The organism is Roseateles aquatilis (genome assembly GCF_002205645.1).
In the GTDB taxonomy this organism is placed as follows: Bacteria; Pseudomonadota; Gammaproteobacteria; order Burkholderiales; family Burkholderiaceae_C; genus Roseateles; species Roseateles aquatilis.
The window spans coordinates 279,874-298,606 of record NZ_NIOF01000006.1; the positions used below are offsets into that span (position 1 = coordinate 279,874).

Below are 18,733 nucleotides of genomic sequence, written 5' to 3' on the forward strand. Positions count from 1 at the left end.
ACGCGTACAGTGCTGTTCTGTGGTGATGCGCTAGTTCTCTCACCAGGGCAGGGGACCCGCCGCATTCGAGAACGTGCCCGTGGGGCCGTCGGCATCCAGAAGAGCCAGCCGCACCGGCTCCCGCGCTGCTTTCTCGACCGATGCCGCCCCCTCCGCAAATCTCGTCGAGGCAGTCGCCGTGAATCCCGGACAGACTGCATTGACCTTGATGTTGGTTCCTTCCAACTCGATGGCGAAGGCTTGCGTAATCGCATTGAGTGCGGTTTTCGAGACCTGATAGACACCGACGTAGCTTCGCGAGTAGCTCGCCGGGTTGTCCTTCAACGTGAGGGAGCCGCCTGAACTCGAAACGTTGACGATGCGTCCCGCCGGGGACTTGCTCAGCAGCGGGAGCATCGCGCGCGTGACGGCAACTACGCCAAAGACATTGGTGTCGAACACGACGCGCATGTCGTCGATGGAGATTCGGATCATCTTGCCGGACTCCCGCATTTCTTCCAGCGGCGTCCCCGGGGGGGCCGGATGCCCAATCCCGGCGTTGTTGACGAGGACATCGAGGCGTCCCAGCGTCTCTTGGATCTGCTGGGATGCCGCGAGGATGGAGGCCTGGTCGGTCACATCGAGTTGGATGGCCTGGGCTGCACCCCCGATCGCCCAAGCCGCGGCCACGCCCGCGTCCAGGTTTCTCGCGCCGACGAGGACCTTGAAGCCTTGCGACGCCAGTTCCCTGGCGATCTGGTGACCGATGCCCTGGGTTGCGCCTGTGATGAGTGCGACGGGAGTGCTGTCCATGGTTGTTCCTAAGAAGTGGTGGTCAGAACCGAGGCGGGCGGACTAGAATAGAACCGGAACGTCGATCCGTTTTTTGCACTATACGGAGCATTGTTCCGTTTGACAAGGCTTGATTTGCGGCGTGGTGCTGCGCACCGTGTCGAACAAGCGGTTGAAGAACCTGTCGGCTAGCCGAGCGGGCGACACAGGTTGTTAGCTGCGAGGGCCGAGGACGGGGCGTCTGGAATCGGACAGAGGGAAATGAATTGACCAGCAACACAGGCAAGTCCACGAGCGAGAGTGCACCGCGCGCGTTGCGCGCCGACGCGCAACGCAACATCGACACGCTGCTGCAGACCGCGCTTGCGGTTTTCGACTCGTCCGGGGTCGATGCTCCGGTACGTGAGATTGCCGAGAGGGCCGGGGTGGGAGTCGGCACGATCTATCGCCACTTTCCACGAAGGGCGGATCTCATCGTTGCCGCGTTGCGCAGTGAGGTGGACGCCTGTGCGAACGGTGCGGCGGAACTCGCCGCCAAGCTTGGCGGCGGTGAGGCGCTGGTCGAATGGGTCGAACGCTATGTTGCGTTCGTGACGACGCGGCGCGGCCTGGCCGGCGCCCTGACTTCGACCGATCCTGCCCTGGAGGGGTTGCCGGCGTATTTCCTGGACCGCCTCCGTCCTGCCGTTCAGAGCCTGCTCGACGGAGCGACCGCAGCGGGTGAAATTCGCAAAGGGATCAAACCCGACGAACTGCTGTGCGCCGTTGGTGCTCTGTGCGCGCCACTCGACTGTCCGCACCCACCCGAGGCCAGGAGGCTAGTGGCGCTGTTTCTCGACGGCTTGCGCTATGGCGTCGTGCCGCGGGCTGCACGATCAAAGACGAAGTGACGCTGGTGCCCGCAAAGGCATCTCCACGGGCATGAGCGATGTGATTTGGTGACGATCTGCTCTACCGCATCGTGGCTGGGCATGCTTGCGCTCTCGCGGTTCGTGTTTTTATTGCCTACGAGTATCCGCTCTGCGCTTGTCCCCCAAGACCTACAGACGGTGGGCTCGCCCTCGCGCCCGGGGCATAGTGTGTGTCGGCCGCAGCTTCAGCCAAGTTGCCTTCGAGGAGGACGGTCCTTTGCATGGGGCTGCCTCTGGCGTCGACCATAGTTGTTACAGTTCGCGGACATTGTTGGCATTTCTCGGGTGTGATCGCGCGTGTCCACGACTCAAGGACGCCGGTCCGCTGGTCGATATGCGTGGGAAAGGGCAGAGGCGTCATGAGGTGCGTCCATGCCCGCGTAGGCCAAGTCGAACCCTACGAGACATTGCCGGCGCGACGCTTGACCTGCAGCCGTTTGGAGATCCCATGAGTTTCGAGAAGCTGTCCGTGCGCGCAAAGCTTGGTGGCACGTTCTCCGTGCTGGCTCTCATCACCGCATGTGTGGCAGTGCTGTCACTTCGGTCGATCGGGCAAGCTGACGACCGCTTCCGGGATTTTGTCGAGGGTATCAATGCCCGGCTGCTTCTCGCCAACGAAGTGCGGACAGCCGTCGACAAGCGGGCGATCTCTGCGCGCGATCTTGCACTGTCCGGTACTGATCAAGAACGCGAAGCGGCGAAGACGGCGGCCTTGGACGCGGCCGAAGGTGTGCGATCGCGCCTGACGCGTCTCAACGAAATGATCAAGGCGCCAGGTGTCTCGAAGGGCGCGCGTGATCGGGTCGAAGCCATCAGTCGGGTGGAAACGGAGTACGGCCCGGTCGCCAAGTCGATCGTGGACCTGGCCCTGGAAGGCAAGCGAGAAGAGAGCATCGCAAAGATCAACAGCGAGTGCCGGCCGCTGTTGGCGAAGCTTGTCAAGGCCTCTGACGACTATGCTGAATACACGCGTGCTCACTCTGCCGAATTGGTGAGTGAGTCGGAAGCCGACTACCACAGGCAGCGCAACCTCCTGCTGGGCATTTGCTTCGCCTCTGTCATCGCGGCGGTGTGCGCCGGTGTCGTGATCACCCGAAGCTTGCTGCGCGCACTCGGAGCCGAGCCGGCCGAGTTGGGTGCGGCGGCACAGCGCGTTGCCAGTGGCCACCTTGGCCCGGTGCATGGCGCTGCGCAAGCGCCCGCGGGCAGCGTTCTGGCATCGCTAAGCGAGATGCAAGGCAGCCTGTCAGATATCGTCGCCAAGGTTCGCGGCTCATCGGACTCCATCGCCACCGGATCGCAGCAGATTGCCACCGGCAATGCCGACCTGAGTCAGCGAACCGAGGAGCAGGCCAGCGCGCTGCAGCAAACGGCAGCGACGATGGACGAACTGACCTCGACAGTCCGCAACAACGCCGACAACGCCGCCGAAGCCAATCAACTGGCCGCCGGTGCGAGCAACGTGGCGCTCCAGGGTGGTGAAGTGGTCTCGCAGGTGGTGGAGACCATGCGTGAGATCAACGACAGCAGTAAGCGCATCTCGGACATCATCGGCGTGATCGACGGCATCGCGTTCCAGACCAACATCCTTGCGCTCAACGCGGCGGTTGAGGCGGCACGGGCGGGTGAACAGGGGCGGGGCTTCGCGGTAGTTGCCGGAGAGGTACGCACTCTCGCCCAGCGCAGCGCAGAGGCGGCCAAGGAGATCAAGCAACTGATCACGCGCAGCGTCACGCAGGTCGAACAGGGCACGGCCCTGGTGGACCGGGCCGGCAGTACGATGACCGAGATTGTCGAAGCGATACGCCGCGTGAACGGCGTTGTCGCTGAGATTGCCTCGGCAAGCGCCGAGCAAAGCAGCGGCATCGCGCAAGTGGGACAAGCCGTGAACCAAATGGATCAGGTGACCCAGCAAAATGCCGCACTCGTCGAAGAAAGCGCTGCAGCGGCGGAGAGTCTGAAGGTGCAGGCGGGTCAGTTGGTTGAAGCCGTAGCCGTGTTCAAACTCGATTGATCAACTGCTTTTCGCGCGGAGTGCCGCAGCGGGCTCGACTGTGCAATGTTTGTACCTTGGCGAGGCTGGAAGACGGGATGGAAAAAGCCGCATATGGTTGATTTATGGGAAATTGCAGGCCGCGCTGGCGCCTCACCCATGTCGCAACCTTTCTCATCGTGGACGACAGCTTTTTAGGGCTATCTGCTTACCTCTTCTTTGCTTAGGAAGCTGTGCCTAACGTCGCCGTGAAGGAGGAGAAGGCGGTTAGTTTGCCGCCTCCGCCTGCCCATCAGCGGTGGCTTCAGCGGCGCGGATCCTTCGGTACTGCCGGACAGGACGTAATCGAGTCTGCCCATGGGAGGACCTTATGAACAAGGGCGTCATCAAGCAGCGCAGTGCCGGAGCCGTCAACTTCTTCTAGTTCGCGGGCGAACCTGCCGGCCCTTATGGCGAGATCGCGACCTTCAGCACGCCATCGCGCTGGTTCGCGAACAGGTCGTAGGCAGCGCCGATGTCGTCCAGCTTGAAGCGATGGGTCACCATCGCACCGAGGTCGACGCGGCCGGTCTCTATCACCGACATCAGCCGCCGCATCCGCTCCTTGCCGCCTGGACAGAGCGTCGTGATGATCTTGTGGTCGCCGAGGCCCGCAGCGAAGGCCCCCAGCGGAATCTTCAGGTCCGTGGAGTACACGCCGAGGCTGGAGAGCGTGCCGCCTGGCCGCAGCACGCGCAGCGCGGCCTCGAACGTCTGCTGGGTGCCCAGGGCCTCGATGGCGACGTCGACGCCGCGGCCGTCCGTCAGGCGCAGGATCTCTTCCACAGGATCGACGCGGCTGATGTCGACCACATGGTCGGCGCCCAGCTTTCCGGCGATCTGCAGCCTTCCGGCCAGGCGGTCGACGCCGATCACGACGCTCGCGCCGCTCAGCTTCGCGCCGGCGGTAGCACACAACCCGATCGGCCCCTGCGCGAACACCGCCACGACGTCGCCGATCCGAATGCCGGCACGCTCCGCGCCGCTGAACCCGGTGGACATGATGTCCGGGCACATGAGCACCTGTTCGTCGGTGAGCGCATCCGGGACGGGCGCCAGATTGGCCATCGCGTCCGGCACCAGCACGTACTCGGCCTGACAGCCGTCGATAGTGTTGCCGAAGCGCCAGCCTCCCATCGGCTTCCAGCCGTGGAGGGTGCCCGCCCCATCCTGAGAGCAGGCTCCGCACAGGCAGGCGTTGCTCCAGCCACTCGGCGTGATGGCGCCGGCGATCACGCGCTGCCCTTCGCTGTAACCCTGCACGGCCGAACCGAGCCGCTCGATCACGCCGACGGGCTCGTGCCCGATGGTCAGGCCGCGTGCGACCGGGTATTCGCCCTTGAGGATGTGCACATCGGTGCCGCAGATGGTCGTGGTGGTCACGCGCACCAGCGCATCCAGCGGGCCGACGTCGGGGATGGGCTTCTCGCGCAGTTCGATCCTGCCGGGCTCCACGAATACGGCGGCCTTCATCGTTGGCATGGCGTCCTCCTTTGGTCCACGATACGGCGCGGACCATGAGGGGTCGGCCTGGGAGGCATCTTCGTAGAACGGCGGACACCAGACTTGATCGAGATCATGTCCAGCGCGGGCAATGAGGCTCCTGAGCCACGCGACAACCCCCGCCATCGAGGCGGTTCGGGGGAAGCTGTCGGGTGGCCCCGCGAACGGGGCGTGGAGAAAGGGCTGGCACAGCCCGGAGTGTCGGCCTGTGCCAGTCGCTCACAGCGGATATGCGGCAAGCAGTTCGTGGAACTTCGCCTGCACAGGCAAGCGCGGCGGGGTGCCGGCCGCGTAGTGGGCCGGTACCTCACCCGGCGTCATGCGTTGATCGCTCACGGCTGCGATGTAGGCATCGCGACGTTCATACCAGGCGAGCTCGTACTGCGCGATCGCATCCCAGTGCGAGGGGGTCTCCGATTCGACGCGGAACGCGAAGTCCGACGGCGCCGTGTTGATGAATCCCCCGCGCGGGGCACCGTAGGCGACGCAGACCTCGAAGTAGCTGCCGAAGTCGTGCGGATACTGGCGCACGGTGAAGCGAGCGTCGACATCCTCGGGGACGGGGAACAACCGCTCCAGCATGCGTCGGAAGACGCCACACTCGCGCCGTGCGTTGCGCTCGTAGTCGGGCGCGCCGACTTGCGCGCAGCTTTCCTCTGCGGGCACGGGCCCCAGTTCGATGTAGTTCATACGGGTCTCCAGAGTCGGGGCGGCGGTGCCACCCCGACAGTCATCAAGGGGCTCAGAGCAGCCCCGTTTCCGCAAAGGACACGCACGCCGATCCGGCCACCACCAGGTGATCCATCAGGCGCACGTCGATGCAGGCCAGGGCGCTCTTCAGCGACTGGGTCAGGTGCTCATCCGCGCGCGATGGCTGCGCGTCGCCGGAGGGGTGCGAATGCGCACAGATCACATGCGCGGCGTTGTGGGCCAGGGCGCGCTTGAGGACTTCCCTCGGGTACACCGAGGTCTGTGTCAGCGTGCCCGTGAACATCTCCTCGACGGCAATCACGCGCAGGTGCGCATCGAGGAAAAGGACCACGAAGGTCTCGCGCTCCGCGCCGGCGAAATGGACCTTCAGGAAGTCTTTGACTAGATTGGGCGAGCCCAGCAGGCAGCGTCCCTGGATGGCCTGAGAGGCCACGCGGACGAGCAGTTCGTGCGCCGCAGCCAGCACATGGCGCAGGCGCACCGAGCGGCCGTCGGCCGCGGGCGGAAGGATGTCGGTCGCGAGGCTCTCCGAGCAGCGCAGCGGTTCGGTCTCGACGATCGATGGTTCCAGGACCATCGCCTCCAACTGGGCGCGGTCGAGCAGGGTGAGGTTCATGGTGAACTCCGTGGAAAGGTGCACCGCCCGCGGGGCGGTGGCTCTGTGGGAGAAGGACGGCGAGGCGAGCCTCGCCAGCAGATGTGCTGCCTAGACGCCGTAGTGGCGGCGCACGAGACGGCGTCGAGCCGCGTAGGAGCGGCCTTGCGTGACGTCCAGCGGGGCGAGGTGCACCAGCCAACGCAGCGCCGCGACACGCAGCAGCGGCGGATGTCGACGTTCACGCAGGATGGGAAGAAGCTCTTCCGTCGAGCGACGGCGCAGGCCGGCCAGCAGCCTCAGCAAGCGAGTCAGCCGATCGGTGGCCATGACCACACCTAGTCGATCGCGTGGCGGATCGCCGCCTGCTCGGGATGGTGGGAGATGAACTCGATCAGTTGCTTGTACTTGTCGGTCAATCGGTCCAGGCCCTGCCAGATCAGCGCGTTGAGCGCGAACGTGGTGGCGATGAGGCCGGCGGCGTCGGCCGACACGCGGCCTTCGAAGCCGTTGCCGTCGACGCTGAGGTCGAAGGACTCCGCACAGGTCGGGACCATGTAGCCGCCGCCGTTGGACAGCTCGATGAAGTTCCAGTGGCCGCCGTTGTAGGCGGGGCACAGGTTCTGCATCCACGCGTAGATGCTCATCTCGACGCGCAGCATGCCGACGAGGCCGAACTGTGAGGGCAGGAACTGCATGCGTTTGGCGTCAGGCACGACGCTGGCGGTGATCACCGGCGCGGTGTCTTCGGCGCGGTCGGGAGCGTCCAGAGTGAGGCTGCTTTGATCGTGGGTCATGTCGCTTTCCTTTCAAGCGCATGAGCACGGCTCTCCCGGCTCGGGAGACCCGAGCTCGGGGAGGTGGAAGCAGGCGGCGCCTGCGTGGGATGTCAGCCGAATGCGCGGCCTGATGGCCGTGGAAACGGGCTCGTGAGGCTCGGGGAGAGCCGGATCAGGTGCGGGTCTCGACCGCTAACGCCGCAGCTGTGGGCTGCGGTGACCTCGGGTTGCGAGGCCGGCCCTGTGGGGGCCAAGGAACGGAACCAGTATGGCGCGGCACCCTCGTGAGGCACAAGCCTGCCGGGCCGGTGTCGCACGATCATCTGTGCGGGTGCTCGCGATGAATCCGAACCGGGTTGATGTGCCGCCCGTGGCGTTGAGGATCAGGCCATCATGTTTGAGGCCACCTCTGCCGAGGACTCCCCGGCTGCGCAGGACGATGCATGGCGCACCATCCTCCCGGCAGATCAAACGCGCCACCTGCGTGCCGTGCTGCTCGGACGGCTGGTCGCGCTGTGCTTCGGGGCCGGCGTCGATTCGACGGCGTTGCTGGTGGCGCTGCGGGCGGCTGGGTTGCGACCCGACGTCATCACGTTCGCGGACACCGGCGGAGAGAAGCCGGAGACGCTGAACCATGTGCAGCGCATCAATGAGTTGCTCGCGCGCTGGCGCTGGCCGCTGATCCACACCTGCCGCAAACTCACGCTGCCTTCGACGCCCTATGCGGACCTCTACGGCAACTGCTGGGCCAACGAGACCTTGCCCTCGCTCGCGTTCGGACTCAAATCCTGCTCGATCAAGTGGAAGACGGCCTGCCAGGACCAGTTCCTGAAAGGCGTGGCGCGCGGGCCGGCGGCACGGCCACCGCATGCCCTGTGGCTGCGCGCGCAAGCGGGTGGCGAGCGCATCGTGAAGCTCATCGGCTACGACTGTGGCAAGGCCGACATGCGCCGCTCGCAGACGACTCGTGGTGCCGACGCCGACTTCGACTACCTCTATCCACTGCAATTGATCGGCTGGGACCGTGCCGATTGCGTGCGCGCCATCGCGCTGGCGCTGGGTGCCCACATGGTGCCGGTCAAGTCGGCCTGCTTCTTCTGCCCGGCCAGCAAGGCCTGGGAACTCTGGTGGTTGGCCGCGCACCATCCCGACTTGCTGGAACAGGCGCTGCGGCTTGAGTACCGCGCCCTGACCGGGCGCCACAGCCGGTTCGACGAGGTGGAGTTCGGGGCGAGTTGGGAGGCGCTGGTCAGGACCGCGGATCGCTTCCCGAGCACGACGACCACGGTCGGCCTGGGGCGCAGCTTCGCGTGGAACCAATGGGCCCGGGTCAATGGCGTCACCGACGAACTCTTCCAGGTCCGGCGCGACGCGGCCAGCCGCGCGCGTTTCCTGGCCGTCGCGGAGGCCATGCGCGATGGCGGCGACAACGCGCTAGACGTCCGCTGCGCTTCTGCTGCACCGGACACGGGGGCCTCGCTCGGTCGCGAGCCTGTGGCTTGCGATGTGCGTGCGGTGGACCTGTTTGCGGATTGATCCTACCGGCACACCCGACCTCCGGGCGCCGGGCTTGAACGCGGGAGAGGAGGCGGGAGCATGCATTCGTGCCCCGACAGGCGCAATCCACAGGAGGCTCAATGCAAGATCAAGTGCAACCGACGCTGAAGGTCCGCCAGATCGTGTCGGGTCCGAATCACCGGACCTACTACGACCCGAAGAAGATGGCGGAACTCGAAGCGGGGCTGCTGGCGGCCGGCAAGGTGACGCAGCCCATCCAGGTCCGCCCGCATCCCACGCGGGCTGGCGTCTGGGAAATCATCGCCGGGGAACGGCGCTGGCGCGCGGCGCGCAAGCTGTTCGGCGAGGACTACGACATGCCCGTCGTCATCAGCGACGCCACCGATGCCGAGGTCCGCGCGCTCGGCATCATCGAGAACCACTACCGCGACAACCCCAGCGACATCGAGCAGGCGCGCGGCGCCGCCGACTTGCTGCAATACAACCGGGACGACAAGGAGCAGACCGCGCGCCAGCTCGGCTGGGGCGTGGAGACGCTGGAGCGCCGGCTGCTGCTGCTGAACTGCGCTGCCGAAGTGCAGCAGGCGTTGGTGGAGCGGCGCATCAAGCTAGGTCACGCGGAATTGCTGGCCGGCCTTCAACACGAGCGGCAGGTCAAGGTGCTGGCCGGCGTGCTGGAGCACCGCGTGCCGGTCGAGGTGCTGAAGAAGCAGCTGGGCCAGTTCGCCAAGCGGCTCGCCGACGCGATCTTCGACACCGCACAGTGCGTGTCTTGTTCCCACAACTCTGCCCAGCAGGCTGCGCTGTTCGACGAAGCCATCGGCGACGGCTTCTGCCAGCACCCCACTCACTTCGACGAGCTGACGCTGGCGGCGCTGGAGCTGCGTGCGGTGCCGCTGCGCGAGCAGTACCAGGTCGTGCGCATCGTGCGGGTGGTCGATGCCTTCACGCCCTTGCTGGTGGGGCCGGACGGTGAACTCGGCGTCGGTGCCGAGCAGTACGGGGACTGCAAGTCCTGCGCGAACTTCGGCTGCTCGCTGTCGGCGATGCCCGGGTCCTATGGCCAAGTGGAGGAGTCGCTGTGCTTCGATGCGCAGTGCCACTCCACCAAGGTCGCGGACCGGCGCCGCGCCGAGCGCGCGGCTGCGCGTGCAGCCACGACGGATGGCGCCGGTGATGCTGACGGCAAGGGCAAGAAGGGTGAAGGTTCCCGGACCGCAGCGAAGCCCGGTGCATCGGCCTTGCCCAAGCGCGCCGCCAACCAGACGCCGCCGCGCGTGGCTCAGTACCGGACCGAGCGGTGGCGGGCCTGGGTCGCGAACGGGCTGATGGCCGAACCCGCGCGCAGCCACCGGGTGCTGGCGGCGCTGATCGCGTCGAGCAGCCTGCAGTCCTTCACGCCGCTGAAGTTCGTGGAGGCGGTGGGCAAGCTGGCCAAGCCGGCGAAGTTCGGCATCAACGGCTTCAAGGGCGCGTTGGAACTGTCGGATGCGATCGATGCGGCGAAGATGCCGGCCGTCGTGCAGGCTGTTGCGGCCTGCGCGGCGTACGGGGTGTCCCACGACAACCTGGAACTGCTGCTGAACTACCTCGATGTGGACGAAGCCCGCCACTTCCGGCTCAACGCCGAGTACCTGGAGCTGCTGACGGTGAGCGAGCTGGAAAGCCTCGCCGACGAGTTGAAGCTGCGCAAGGCCATGGGTGACGCGGGCTTTAAGAAAGCACGCGCCGGCACGAAGGCGAAGTTCATCGAGGCGCTCCTGAACGTGCCGGGCTTCCAGTACGCGGGCGCCGTTCCCAAGGCGATTCGCTACCAACGCCGACGCTTGCGGATCGCGGCGATGGAGGACGGCGGGCCGGCCGCATCCGTGTCGGCTGCCGATGCGCACCACGCCGAAGAAGCCGCGCTGACCGCGACCTAGACAAGGAGGGGGGCGTCCCTACGATGGATTTCAGAGAGGCCCCCTCTCACAGCAAGGAGATTCCCACCATGACCATGTTCAGCGAGTTGTACCGGCTGGCTCTGGGCGCGACGCTGACGCTGACCCTCAGCGTCGACGACAAGACGGGCCGCATGACGGTCAACGTGATTCCCAAGCCGCGCCAGGACGCGGGCGAGCCGGCCCTGTCCACGCCCCTGGTGCTCACCGCCACGCCCGAGGAGTTCGATGCCGACTTCGTGACCGTGCTGAGCGGCTACCGCGCCGCCCACACCAGCCTGGCCGAGCAGGCCCAGGTGACCCAGGAGCTGCTGGACGCCGCGAAGGCGGCGTCGGCGAAGAAGGCCACCGGCGCGGTCGCCAAGGCCCAGGCCAAGCCCGAAGTGGCGAAGCCGGCAGCCAAGGCCAGCATGCAGGCGTCCGACGAGGGCAGCGGGGAGGGCGGCGATGACCTCGACGACGAAGCAGCCAGCGCGGGCGGCACCTCACCGGCCCGTGCCGCTGCTGCGGCGCCTGCGCCGGAAGACGATTTTCAACCGCAGCTGTTCGGCTGAAGGAGGCCTGCCATGTCCATCCAGGTTCAGGCCATCACGCGGCGCTTCCTCTACAACGGCGTGACCTTGCCCGACATCCCGGGGCACGAGGCCAGGGAAGTCCGCGACATCTACAGCGCGCAGTTCCCCGAACTGCTGAGCGCCGACATCGAGGCAGGGGAGGTCCGCAATGGCGTCCAGGAAATCACCTTCAAGCGCGCAGTCGGCGTCAAGGGCTGACCCCACGACGCGCTTCCGCCAGGCGCTGGCTCGCGCCGCGCAGCGCGGCAAGGGCGGGCTCCACGAGGCCCTGGTGGCCGCACTGGCCTCCGCACCCGCGCAGCGCTCGGCAGGGGCCCTGCTGCGCGCCGCCGACGCCGCCGCCCGCGTCGGTCGGGACGGCCATCGACCCGACCGCCTGACGGCGCCTGCCGAGGCCTTGCCTCCCTTGCCGTGAATCCGCCACACCATCATGAACGCTGCCTTTCAATTGCCGGCGCTGAGCGCCGGGATTCCCTGCGAGTTCAAGCCTGACGCCGGCCAGGATCAGGCCATCGCCCTGGCCCGCTGCCTGCTCGACGCGGGCGTGATCCAGGGCGCGGTGGATGCGCGCCGCGCGCGCGATCCGCTCCGCACCAGCCGGGCCTTCCTGGAGCAATGGGTACGCGAGCGCCTGCAGGGACTGCACTGCCTGTTTCCGAGCTTCCGGCTCATGCTGGAAGGGGCGTCGTCGGCGACCAGCCTGCGCCAGCGCGAGCCCGGCCATGTCTGTGTCGTGTGGCACACCGACTGCAGCGCCTTCGTCGTGGGCGAGGCGCTGGAGCGGCTGGAAGCGATCCATCCCAAGCTCGGCGCCACCGTGCTGAGCGTCATCGACCGCACCAGCGCCAAGCTGATCCCGACCTTCACGCCCTGGGATGCTATGGGCACGGCCCAGGACTACTACTGGTACGGCGAGCAGGACGAGTCGGTGGCGCTGGAGGAGCAGTGCGGGGACGACCCCAACGAGCGCGAAGCCATGCGCGAGCAGATGGTCACGCGGGAGAAGATCGATGCCGCGTTCCCGCCCTGGGCCACACAGTGGCCGGGCCAGCGCAAGCGCCTGTCGCGCCGGGCCTTGCAGGCCATCGCCGGCCGAGCGCGCAGCCGCCGCGTGCGCGCGCTGGTGAGCGACCTGCTGGCGCTGGAGGCGCTGGACCTCAGCGACGAGTTCCTGCCCGACGGCGATGGCTGGTTCGTCGGCTACGGCGCCGTGCTGACCTGGAAGCCCGACGACATCGCGGTGCGCATCTTCGACGACTTCGCCAACGATGCGGTGCAGGGCGACTATGTCGACTGGATGGGCGAGTTCGACTTCAGCATCGAAGAGCCCGACGCCCTGCGGCGCAAGCTGGGCGCGATGGAAGTGCGCTTCGCCGGCATGCGGCTGCTCGACGGCTTGATCCACGAACTGTCCAGCGGAGACTGGCATCGAGTCCCGAAAGGAATGCGATGAAACCGGCAGTGACATTCGACATCGTGGCAGGGCGCGAAGCGCCGCTGCGGCTGAGCAAGGCCATCCTGTTGTACCGGGGCGGCGGCGATGCCGCCTTCGCCACGGTCCACGAGATCGGCCTGCGGGGCAAGGCGCCCCTGATCCTCGAAGGCAAGGCGCTGACGCCGGGCGCGGCGGTGCAACTGGCGCTGGACCTGGCGAAGAACGCCAAGCGGGGCGGCTTCGTGCCCGAGTGCCTGCTGTACCTGGACGGCGACACAATGGCCTGGTGGGTGCCGCCCGCGCGCCGCCACATCGCTTTCCGCACAACCGAACTGGGCGCCCCGGAGCGCGGCGAGGTGGTTCCCCACCCGGGGCTCGTGTTCAAGGTCGATGGTCGGCGCCGCTGGCATGTTTGGGCCGTGGCCGGCGCGGCGCGACCCAGCGAGGCGTCGCCGCTGCTGCAGGCGCCGTACTTCAACGTCTACGGCGACGGCGGGATCTGCACGGGCAACGTGAGCTTGCCGGACGGTACGACCGCCGAGCGCATCGAGGCCTGGAACCAGGCCTTCTTCGGATCGTTCTTCACCCATCCCAACGTGCAGGGGAAGCTCGTCACCTATCGGGGCGGGGCCATGAAGTTCTGGCGCGACATGCTGGACGGCCGCCATGCCGAGTTCCCCGAGCGCGTGCTGGTCTCGACCGGCCGGACGCTCGCCGACGTGCTGGCCCACCGGGAGAGCTCGGCATGACGCCCGATCCGCGCGACCTTGCCCTGCAAGCCACCTGCCCGTGCGTGCCGGTGCCGCGCTTCGGCGCGCTGCCGGACCTGGACCTCGGCCAGCGCGTGCTGGTCGCCCGCAACGGCCTGTTCCTGGACGTGCGGCGGTCCTGGCTGCGCTGTGTGACCCGGCTGGCCGACCTGCCGCCGACGCCGCCGCTGCCCTATGGCGTGCTGCGCGAGCGCATCGAGTTCGCCTTCGGCGTGATCCCGGTGGCGTTACTGGAGGCGTTCGTGGACCAGGGGCGTGCCGGCCTGCCGAACGAGGTGGCGGGCGCACTGATCTACGACGCATCGACGCAGCGCCTGCGCCTGCAGGTCCACGAGGCGGTCGAGGCCGGGCCGGGCGGCGTGCGCTACCGCATGCCGGAGCTGGCCGCCGACGAGAGCCTGGCGGTCGATCTGCACACGCACGGCCGGCTGCCGGCGTTCTGGTCCAGCACGGACAACGCCGACGACCAGGGCGTCAAGGTGTGCGGCGTCTTCGGGTCGCTGCATCGACCGCGCCCCTCGGCGGCTTTCCGGCTGGCCATCAATGGCGCGTTCCGGCCGCTGGCGCATCCGTGGCAGGACGAGGCGCCCGAGGAGGAGGCTGACGCGCTTGAGCTGGCGACCCGCTGTCCCACACTGGCTTCCATCGGATTCGAGGAGATCGAACGACCATGGAACACCTGATTAGACCCGAACTGCTGTCGCGCCGGGTGCGCGTCCATCTGGTAGGTGTCGGCGGCAACGGCGCGCAGATGGCCGCCTGCCTGGCGCGCCTGGACATCGCGATGCGCGCGCTGGGCCATCCGGCCGGCCTGCACGTCACCGCCTTCGACGGCGACGACGTGAGCCCCGCCAACGTCGGCCGGCAGCTGTACAGCCCCTCCGACGTGGGGCAGAACAAGGCGCTGCTGACCGTCAACCGCCTGAATCTGTTCTACGGGCTGGACTGGCTGGCGCGGCCCTGGCGCTACGAGCAGCGCGAGCGCAACGAGCCCGGTCCGGACATCCTCGTGTCCTGCGTGGACAGTCGTGCGGCCCGCCGTCTGCTGCATCGCACGCTCGATCAACCCGGCTGCGGCGCGCTGTACTGGCTGGACCTGGGCAACACGGAAGCCACGGCGCAGGCGGTGCTGGGCGAGCCGGGCGGCCGCCAGCGCGCTCAGGATGCACTGCGTCTGCCTTGCGTCACCGACCTGTTCCCCGAGTTGCTGGACGAACAGGTGGGGGAGGACAACGCGCCCTCGTGCTCGGTACGGACTTCTTTGGCATCGCAAGGCCTCTTCGTCAACGACACGGTAGTCCGCTTCGCCGCGCAGTTGCTCTACGAGCTTTTCTCGCGGGGCCGTCTCGCCCAGCATGGCGTAGTGATCAACCTCATCAGCAAGCGCACCGGCCCGATCGATGTCAACCCCGAGGTGTGGTCGCGCTACGGCTTCGGTGGAGCGGTAGCGGTCCCAGCAAAGGGCAAGCGCAGTCGCACGAACGCCAGCCGCGCTCAGGCGACGGCCTGAGCAGTTGCCGCCCGGCGGCACGGGACGTGTCGCCGCCAGGACGGCGAGCGGCGCCCGGCGCCCGCGCATAAGAGGCGGGGGCAGGCACGGCTCCATACGGCCTGCAGACGCCTGGATTTCCGCTTGGCCCACCCCTGGCACGCGCCACAGCATCGGCATGTTCACGAAGGACAGGAGGCCCTGCATGCTTCACGTTGGCAATCTTGGACGGTCGCAGCTCGCGCGTGTCGCGACGCCGCGTGGCGTGCCGTCATGCGACTGACGGAGGAGCAAGTTCGCGTGGTGCGCTCACGCGCGCGGCGGCTGGCGGTGCAGGCTGGCGCCGGAGCGGCCAAGACGACCACCGTCGGTGCGTATGCCGAAGCGCGGCACGGCGTGCGCGTGCTGTACCTGGCCTTCAACAAGGCCATCCAGCTGGAGGCGGCCAGCCGCATGCCGGCCAACGTGACCTGCCGCACGACGCACTCGCTGGCCTGGCGGCAGGCATGCCGGCTCTTCGGCGAGCGCGCCGCCGAGCGCGTCGGCGCGACCTATCCGTCCACAGTCGCGAGGGCCTTGGGCTGCGGGGCGCTGGTGGCCTCCGCCGCGTTGCAGGTCATTCAGCGCTGGTGCGGCTCGCTCGACGAGCGGATCGACATGCAGCATGTGCCCCCTGACGTTGCGATGCGGCTGGCCGACCCCAGTGTCGTGGTGCGCGTCGCACGCGAGGTCTGGCAACGGATGACCGATGCCAGGGAACGCGATATCCGGCTGCCCCACGACGGGTACCTCAAACTGTTCCAGATGGAGCGGCCGGTGCTGCGTGGGCACGACCTGATCGCCGTGGACGAGGCCCAGGACCTGAACCCTTGCACCTTCGATATCGTGCGCGGCCAGTCAATGCCCATCGTCATGGTGGGCGACTCGGCTCAGGCCATCTACTCGTTCCGCGGTGCCACCAACGCGCTGGCGCTGTTCGATGCACAGGAGCGGCTGCCCTTGACGCGCAGCTTCCGGTTCGGCCGCGGCATCGCCAGCCTGGCCAATGCGCTGCTGTCCAACTTCAAGGACGACTTCAGCGCGCCCCTGGTCGGTGCAGGAGAGCCGCAGGAGACGCGGCTGTCCATCGATACGCGCCGGACCTTCGCGGTGATCGCGCGAACCAATGCGGCCGTGTTCGAGGAAGCGGTCGCCTTCCTGCCGCTGAACCGGCGCTATCACTTCGTCGGCGGCACCGAGGGCTACAAGCTGGAGAAGATCCTCGACGCCTATCTGCTGTGGGTCGGCGAGCGGAGCCAGGTGCGGGAACCGTACCTGCGTTCCTTCGGCAGCTTCGACGACCTCTGCGAACTGGCGGAGGACTCGGACGACCCCGAGCTGAAGCACCTCGTGCGCGTCGTGCAGGACTATGGGCTTCGCGTGCCAGGTCTGGTGGAGGAAATCAAGTCGCGCCATGGCGAGCTGGACAAGGCGTCGTGGCCGCAGTTCGACGGCATCTTTCTGTGCACGGCGCACAAGGCAAAGGGACTGGAGTTCGAGCAGGTCTGGCTGGCCGACGATTACATGCGCTTCTTCGAGGACGGCCGCGAGCTCGAGCCGGACGAGGTCGAGCAGGAGGAAATCAACATCCTCTACGTTGCATTCACCCGCGCCCGAGCAGCCATCCGGCTGTGTGCGAGCTTCGAGGAATGGCTGCTCCATCGGCAGCTGATGCCGACCTGACCTTGAAGGGCCGGCCGCTCAAGCGACGATGCAGCCCATTGGAGGAAGCCCATTGTGAAGTCCGTGATTCGATTTCTTCGCCTGCATTGCCGCACGCCCGACGCCAGGCCGGAGGTCTACCGTGATGGCGTGCTCGCCGTGGCGGCGGTGAACGAGCGAGCCGGCCTGGCCCGGCTGCTGCTGGCGGACATGGGCGCCTGGGGACGCAATGACGGTGCGAGCGTGACCAACGCGTTGCAGATGCTGGTGCCGGCAGCGCATCGCCTGCTGATCGGCGGTTTCGGCGTGCCGCTCGGGGAGACGCATGTCGTCGAACTCGACGGCAGTGGCCACTTCGATCTGGTCAGCGACCTCAAGGACTCAGGCGGCCAGCGCCATCAGCCGTTGACGCATGGTCCTGGCGGCTGCGCCCCGCGCTCGCGCGAGGCTTTCCTGCGTTGGGCTGGAGAAACGGGCCACTCGATGCTCAAGACGGTCGATGCCATGCGCGACGGCGCCTGGCCGGGCGTGGAGGGTTGATTGGGCGTGCGGCGGAGGGATCCTGAAGGCCAAGCAAGGAGACCATCATGGACATGAGACATCCCGTCTGGAGCCTGAGCTGGGCGCTGACGCGGGCCGTGGAGCAGGACTTGGCCGGCGTCGACTCTCCCATCGTCAACGATCTGCTGCGCGTGGAGGCCGGGCCGATCACGATCCGTCCCCGCGTCGGGGACTGCTCGGTGGTGATGTTCACCCAGGTTTGGCGCGCCGGGGACCTGGGCTGGCAGCTCGGCGAAGTTGACGAGCGCATCGACGCCGAGACGGTGGTGATCACCGGGCCAGCGGGGGATGCCTGCGTGTACGTCGCCACGCAGCTGCTCTACCGAGTCGCCGCGCCGAACCGGCGCTTCTTCCTCGACGTCGCCGGCCAATGCATGCGTGGCTGCCTGGAGCGGGACCAGTACGAAGGACGCGACTCGGCCGATCAGGAGGCCTTCGACTACGAGGTCGCGGGCGCGTTGGCGCGGATCAGTGGAGCGCTGCGGCATCTGGACGCACCCGAGGCCTGCAGGGTGGCCCGGGCTCTGCAGGACTGTGCTCAGGAGGTCCAGGCCGCGGCAGGCGATCCGCAAGGGCATGGAGCGCTCCACGGGCCTGTCGTGTCAGGATCGGTGAACCACTAACGCCCGAAGGGAGCAGAATGCCATGAACAAGTTCTGGATCGCCCTGTTGGTGTCGGCGTGCATCGGATGGGCTTGCGCTGGCGAGGCCGTCGCGCCCATCGAACAGCAGCTCACGCTCACGGCCGAGGCCTCGCAAGCGCTGGCGGAACTCCGATCGCAACCGATCGGCCTGTCGGTCAGACGCTATGCGGGGAAGGGGGCTTCCGAGGCCGCCTATCGCCGGCTGGACGCCGCGCTGGCCGACTTGGGCCGGTCCCGAGGGCTGGCGGTTGCCGCCGAGGGGGCGCCGGCCTTCGCGGTGGAGGTGGACTCGACCTTCTACGTCTACACGAACCGCTTCAACGCGCGGCTGGTGCGACTGGCCGAGTACACCGAAGCGCAGATGGCAGGGCCCGCCGACAACGTAGCGGCCGCGCAGTCTCAGCCGGTGGACGCGCTGCGCATTGCCGCGGGCGCGCTCGGCATCGTCCGAGGCTGGATCTCCCCGTCGTTCGGCAGCTACATGATCGCTGGCGGCGCGGCTCCCGCGCTCTTCGGCTCTGGGGCGGCGCCGACACGCCTGCTGGTCGCGGGACGCGAGCGTTACCAGCGCGGTGAACAGGAAGTGAACACCAAGCTCAGGGTGCTCAAGAACGGGGCCGTCGTAGCCACTTTCTCCGTCAGGCACTGGGCCCAGGGCGATGAGCCGCCGTTCAGGATCGACGAGTTGGTGGCTGCCAATTGGGGCGAGGTGCTTCGGCAACTGGGTGGCGAAGCGGCGCCGCTCGGGTCGGACGGCGCCAAGACATCGCCATGAGCCTGCACTTCTTCGGGAGCATC

Annotated in this window: 20 protein-coding genes; 14 read left to right on the top strand and 6 right to left on the bottom strand. The window is 67.3% G+C overall.

The annotated features are described in order from the left end of the window. Positions 1-39: 39 nt before the first annotated feature. On the bottom strand, positions 40-792 hold the full coding sequence (locus CDN99_RS15525; protein ID WP_088385765.1) for an SDR family NAD(P)-dependent oxidoreductase: 753 nt from the start codon (positions 790-792) through the stop codon (positions 40-42). Between the two features lie 245 nt (positions 793-1,037). Here CDN99_RS15525 and CDN99_RS15530 point away from each other — a divergent pair, with 245 nt between their 5' ends. After that, positions 1,038-1,661, top strand: coding sequence for a TetR/AcrR family transcriptional regulator (locus tag CDN99_RS15530; RefSeq protein WP_088385766.1), 624 nt, complete (start codon positions 1,038-1,040; stop codon positions 1,659-1,661). A gap of 469 nt (positions 1,662-2,130) precedes the next feature. Then, positions 2,131-3,696: a methyl-accepting chemotaxis protein gene (locus CDN99_RS15535; protein WP_088385767.1), complete on the top strand. Its 1,566-nt coding sequence runs from the start codon at positions 2,131-2,133 to the stop codon at positions 3,694-3,696. A 426-nt stretch (positions 3,697-4,122) separates the two neighbouring features. Here CDN99_RS15535 and CDN99_RS15540 read toward each other — a convergent pair whose 3' ends face one another. The 5 genes from CDN99_RS15540 to CDN99_RS15560 all read right to left on the bottom strand — a co-directional run bounded on the left by CDN99_RS15540 (position 4,123) and on the right by CDN99_RS15560 (position 7,320). After that, on the bottom strand, positions 4,123-5,196 hold the full coding sequence (locus tag CDN99_RS15540; RefSeq protein WP_088385768.1) for an NAD(P)-dependent alcohol dehydrogenase: 1,074 nt from the start codon (positions 5,194-5,196) through the stop codon (positions 4,123-4,125). 240 nt (positions 5,197-5,436) lie between these two features. Continuing rightward, positions 5,437-5,907: a hypothetical protein gene (locus tag CDN99_RS15545; protein WP_088385769.1), complete on the bottom strand. Its 471-nt coding sequence runs from the start codon at positions 5,905-5,907 to the stop codon at positions 5,437-5,439. A gap of 52 nt (positions 5,908-5,959) precedes the next feature. Then, complete coding sequence (locus CDN99_RS15550) at positions 5,960-6,544, bottom strand: JAB domain-containing protein (protein WP_088385770.1); 585 nt, start codon at positions 6,542-6,544, stop codon at positions 5,960-5,962. Positions 6,545-6,634: 90 nt separating this feature from the next. Next, positions 6,635-6,853 (bottom strand): hypothetical protein, encoded by a 219-nt coding sequence (locus CDN99_RS15555; protein ID WP_141100807.1) that lies wholly within the window; start codon positions 6,851-6,853, stop codon positions 6,635-6,637. Positions 6,854-6,861: 8 nt separating this feature from the next. Beyond that, complete coding sequence (locus CDN99_RS15560) at positions 6,862-7,320, bottom strand: antirestriction protein (RefSeq protein WP_088385772.1); 459 nt, start codon at positions 7,318-7,320, stop codon at positions 6,862-6,864. A 375-nt stretch (positions 7,321-7,695) separates the two neighbouring features. On the opposite strand from CDN99_RS15560, the gene CDN99_RS15565 reads away from it, so the two are divergent. The 12 genes from CDN99_RS15565 (at position 7,696) to CDN99_RS15620 (ending at position 18,710) form a co-directional block, all read left to right on the top strand. After that, entirely contained in the window at positions 7,696-8,838 is a 1,143-nt protein-coding gene (locus CDN99_RS15565; RefSeq protein ID WP_193531723.1) for an adenine nucleotide alpha hydrolase family protein, read from the top strand. A gap of 101 nt (positions 8,839-8,939) precedes the next feature. Continuing rightward, positions 8,940-10,742, top strand: a complete 1,803-nt coding sequence (locus tag CDN99_RS15570) for a PRTRC system ParB family protein (RefSeq protein WP_088385773.1) — start codon at positions 8,940-8,942, stop codon at positions 10,740-10,742. 68 nt (positions 10,743-10,810) lie between these two features. Further along, complete coding sequence (locus CDN99_RS15575; protein WP_088385774.1) at positions 10,811-11,314, top strand: PRTRC system protein E; 504 nt, start codon at positions 10,811-10,813, stop codon at positions 11,312-11,314. 12 nt (positions 11,315-11,326) lie between these two features. Next, positions 11,327-11,533, top strand: a complete 207-nt coding sequence (locus CDN99_RS15580) for a PRTRC system protein C (RefSeq protein ID WP_088385775.1) — start codon at positions 11,327-11,329, stop codon at positions 11,531-11,533. A gap of 232 nt (positions 11,534-11,765) precedes the next feature. Continuing rightward, positions 11,766-12,788 carry a PRTRC system protein F gene (locus tag CDN99_RS15585; RefSeq protein ID WP_088385776.1) on the top strand — a complete coding sequence of 341 codons (1,023 nt, stop codon included), beginning with the start codon at positions 11,766-11,768 and terminating at the stop codon, positions 12,786-12,788. Between the two features lie 8 nt (positions 12,789-12,796). After that, on the top strand, positions 12,797-13,519 hold the full coding sequence (locus CDN99_RS15590) for a PRTRC system protein B (RefSeq protein ID WP_238139541.1): 723 nt from the start codon (positions 12,797-12,799) through the stop codon (positions 13,517-13,519). Then, positions 13,516-14,223 (top strand): PRTRC system protein A, encoded by a 708-nt coding sequence (locus tag CDN99_RS15595; protein ID WP_088385778.1) that lies wholly within the window; start codon positions 13,516-13,518, stop codon positions 14,221-14,223. The genes CDN99_RS15590 and CDN99_RS15595 overlap by 4 nt, the downstream gene beginning before the upstream one ends. After that, the gene (locus tag CDN99_RS15600; RefSeq protein WP_088385779.1) at positions 14,211-15,050 is read left to right on the top strand and encodes a PRTRC system ThiF family protein; all 840 of its coding nucleotides are present in this window, start codon (positions 14,211-14,213) and stop codon (positions 15,048-15,050) included. The genes CDN99_RS15595 and CDN99_RS15600 overlap by 13 nt, the downstream gene beginning before the upstream one ends. A 252-nt stretch (positions 15,051-15,302) precedes the next feature. Further along, positions 15,303-16,751, top strand: a complete 1,449-nt coding sequence (locus tag CDN99_RS15605) for a UvrD-helicase domain-containing protein (RefSeq protein WP_088385780.1) — start codon at positions 15,303-15,305, stop codon at positions 16,749-16,751. Between the two features lie 63 nt (positions 16,752-16,814). Continuing rightward, positions 16,815-17,270: a hypothetical protein gene (locus tag CDN99_RS15610; RefSeq protein WP_141100808.1), complete on the top strand. Its 456-nt coding sequence runs from the start codon at positions 16,815-16,817 to the stop codon at positions 17,268-17,270. Positions 17,271-17,317: 47 nt separating this feature from the next. Further along, positions 17,318-17,914, top strand: coding sequence for a hypothetical protein (locus CDN99_RS15615; RefSeq protein ID WP_088385782.1), 597 nt, complete (start codon positions 17,318-17,320; stop codon positions 17,912-17,914). Positions 17,915-17,936: 22 nt separating this feature from the next. After that, positions 17,937-18,710: a hypothetical protein gene (locus tag CDN99_RS15620; protein WP_088385783.1), complete on the top strand. Its 774-nt coding sequence runs from the start codon at positions 17,937-17,939 to the stop codon at positions 18,708-18,710. Positions 18,711-18,733: the final 23 nt, after the last annotated feature.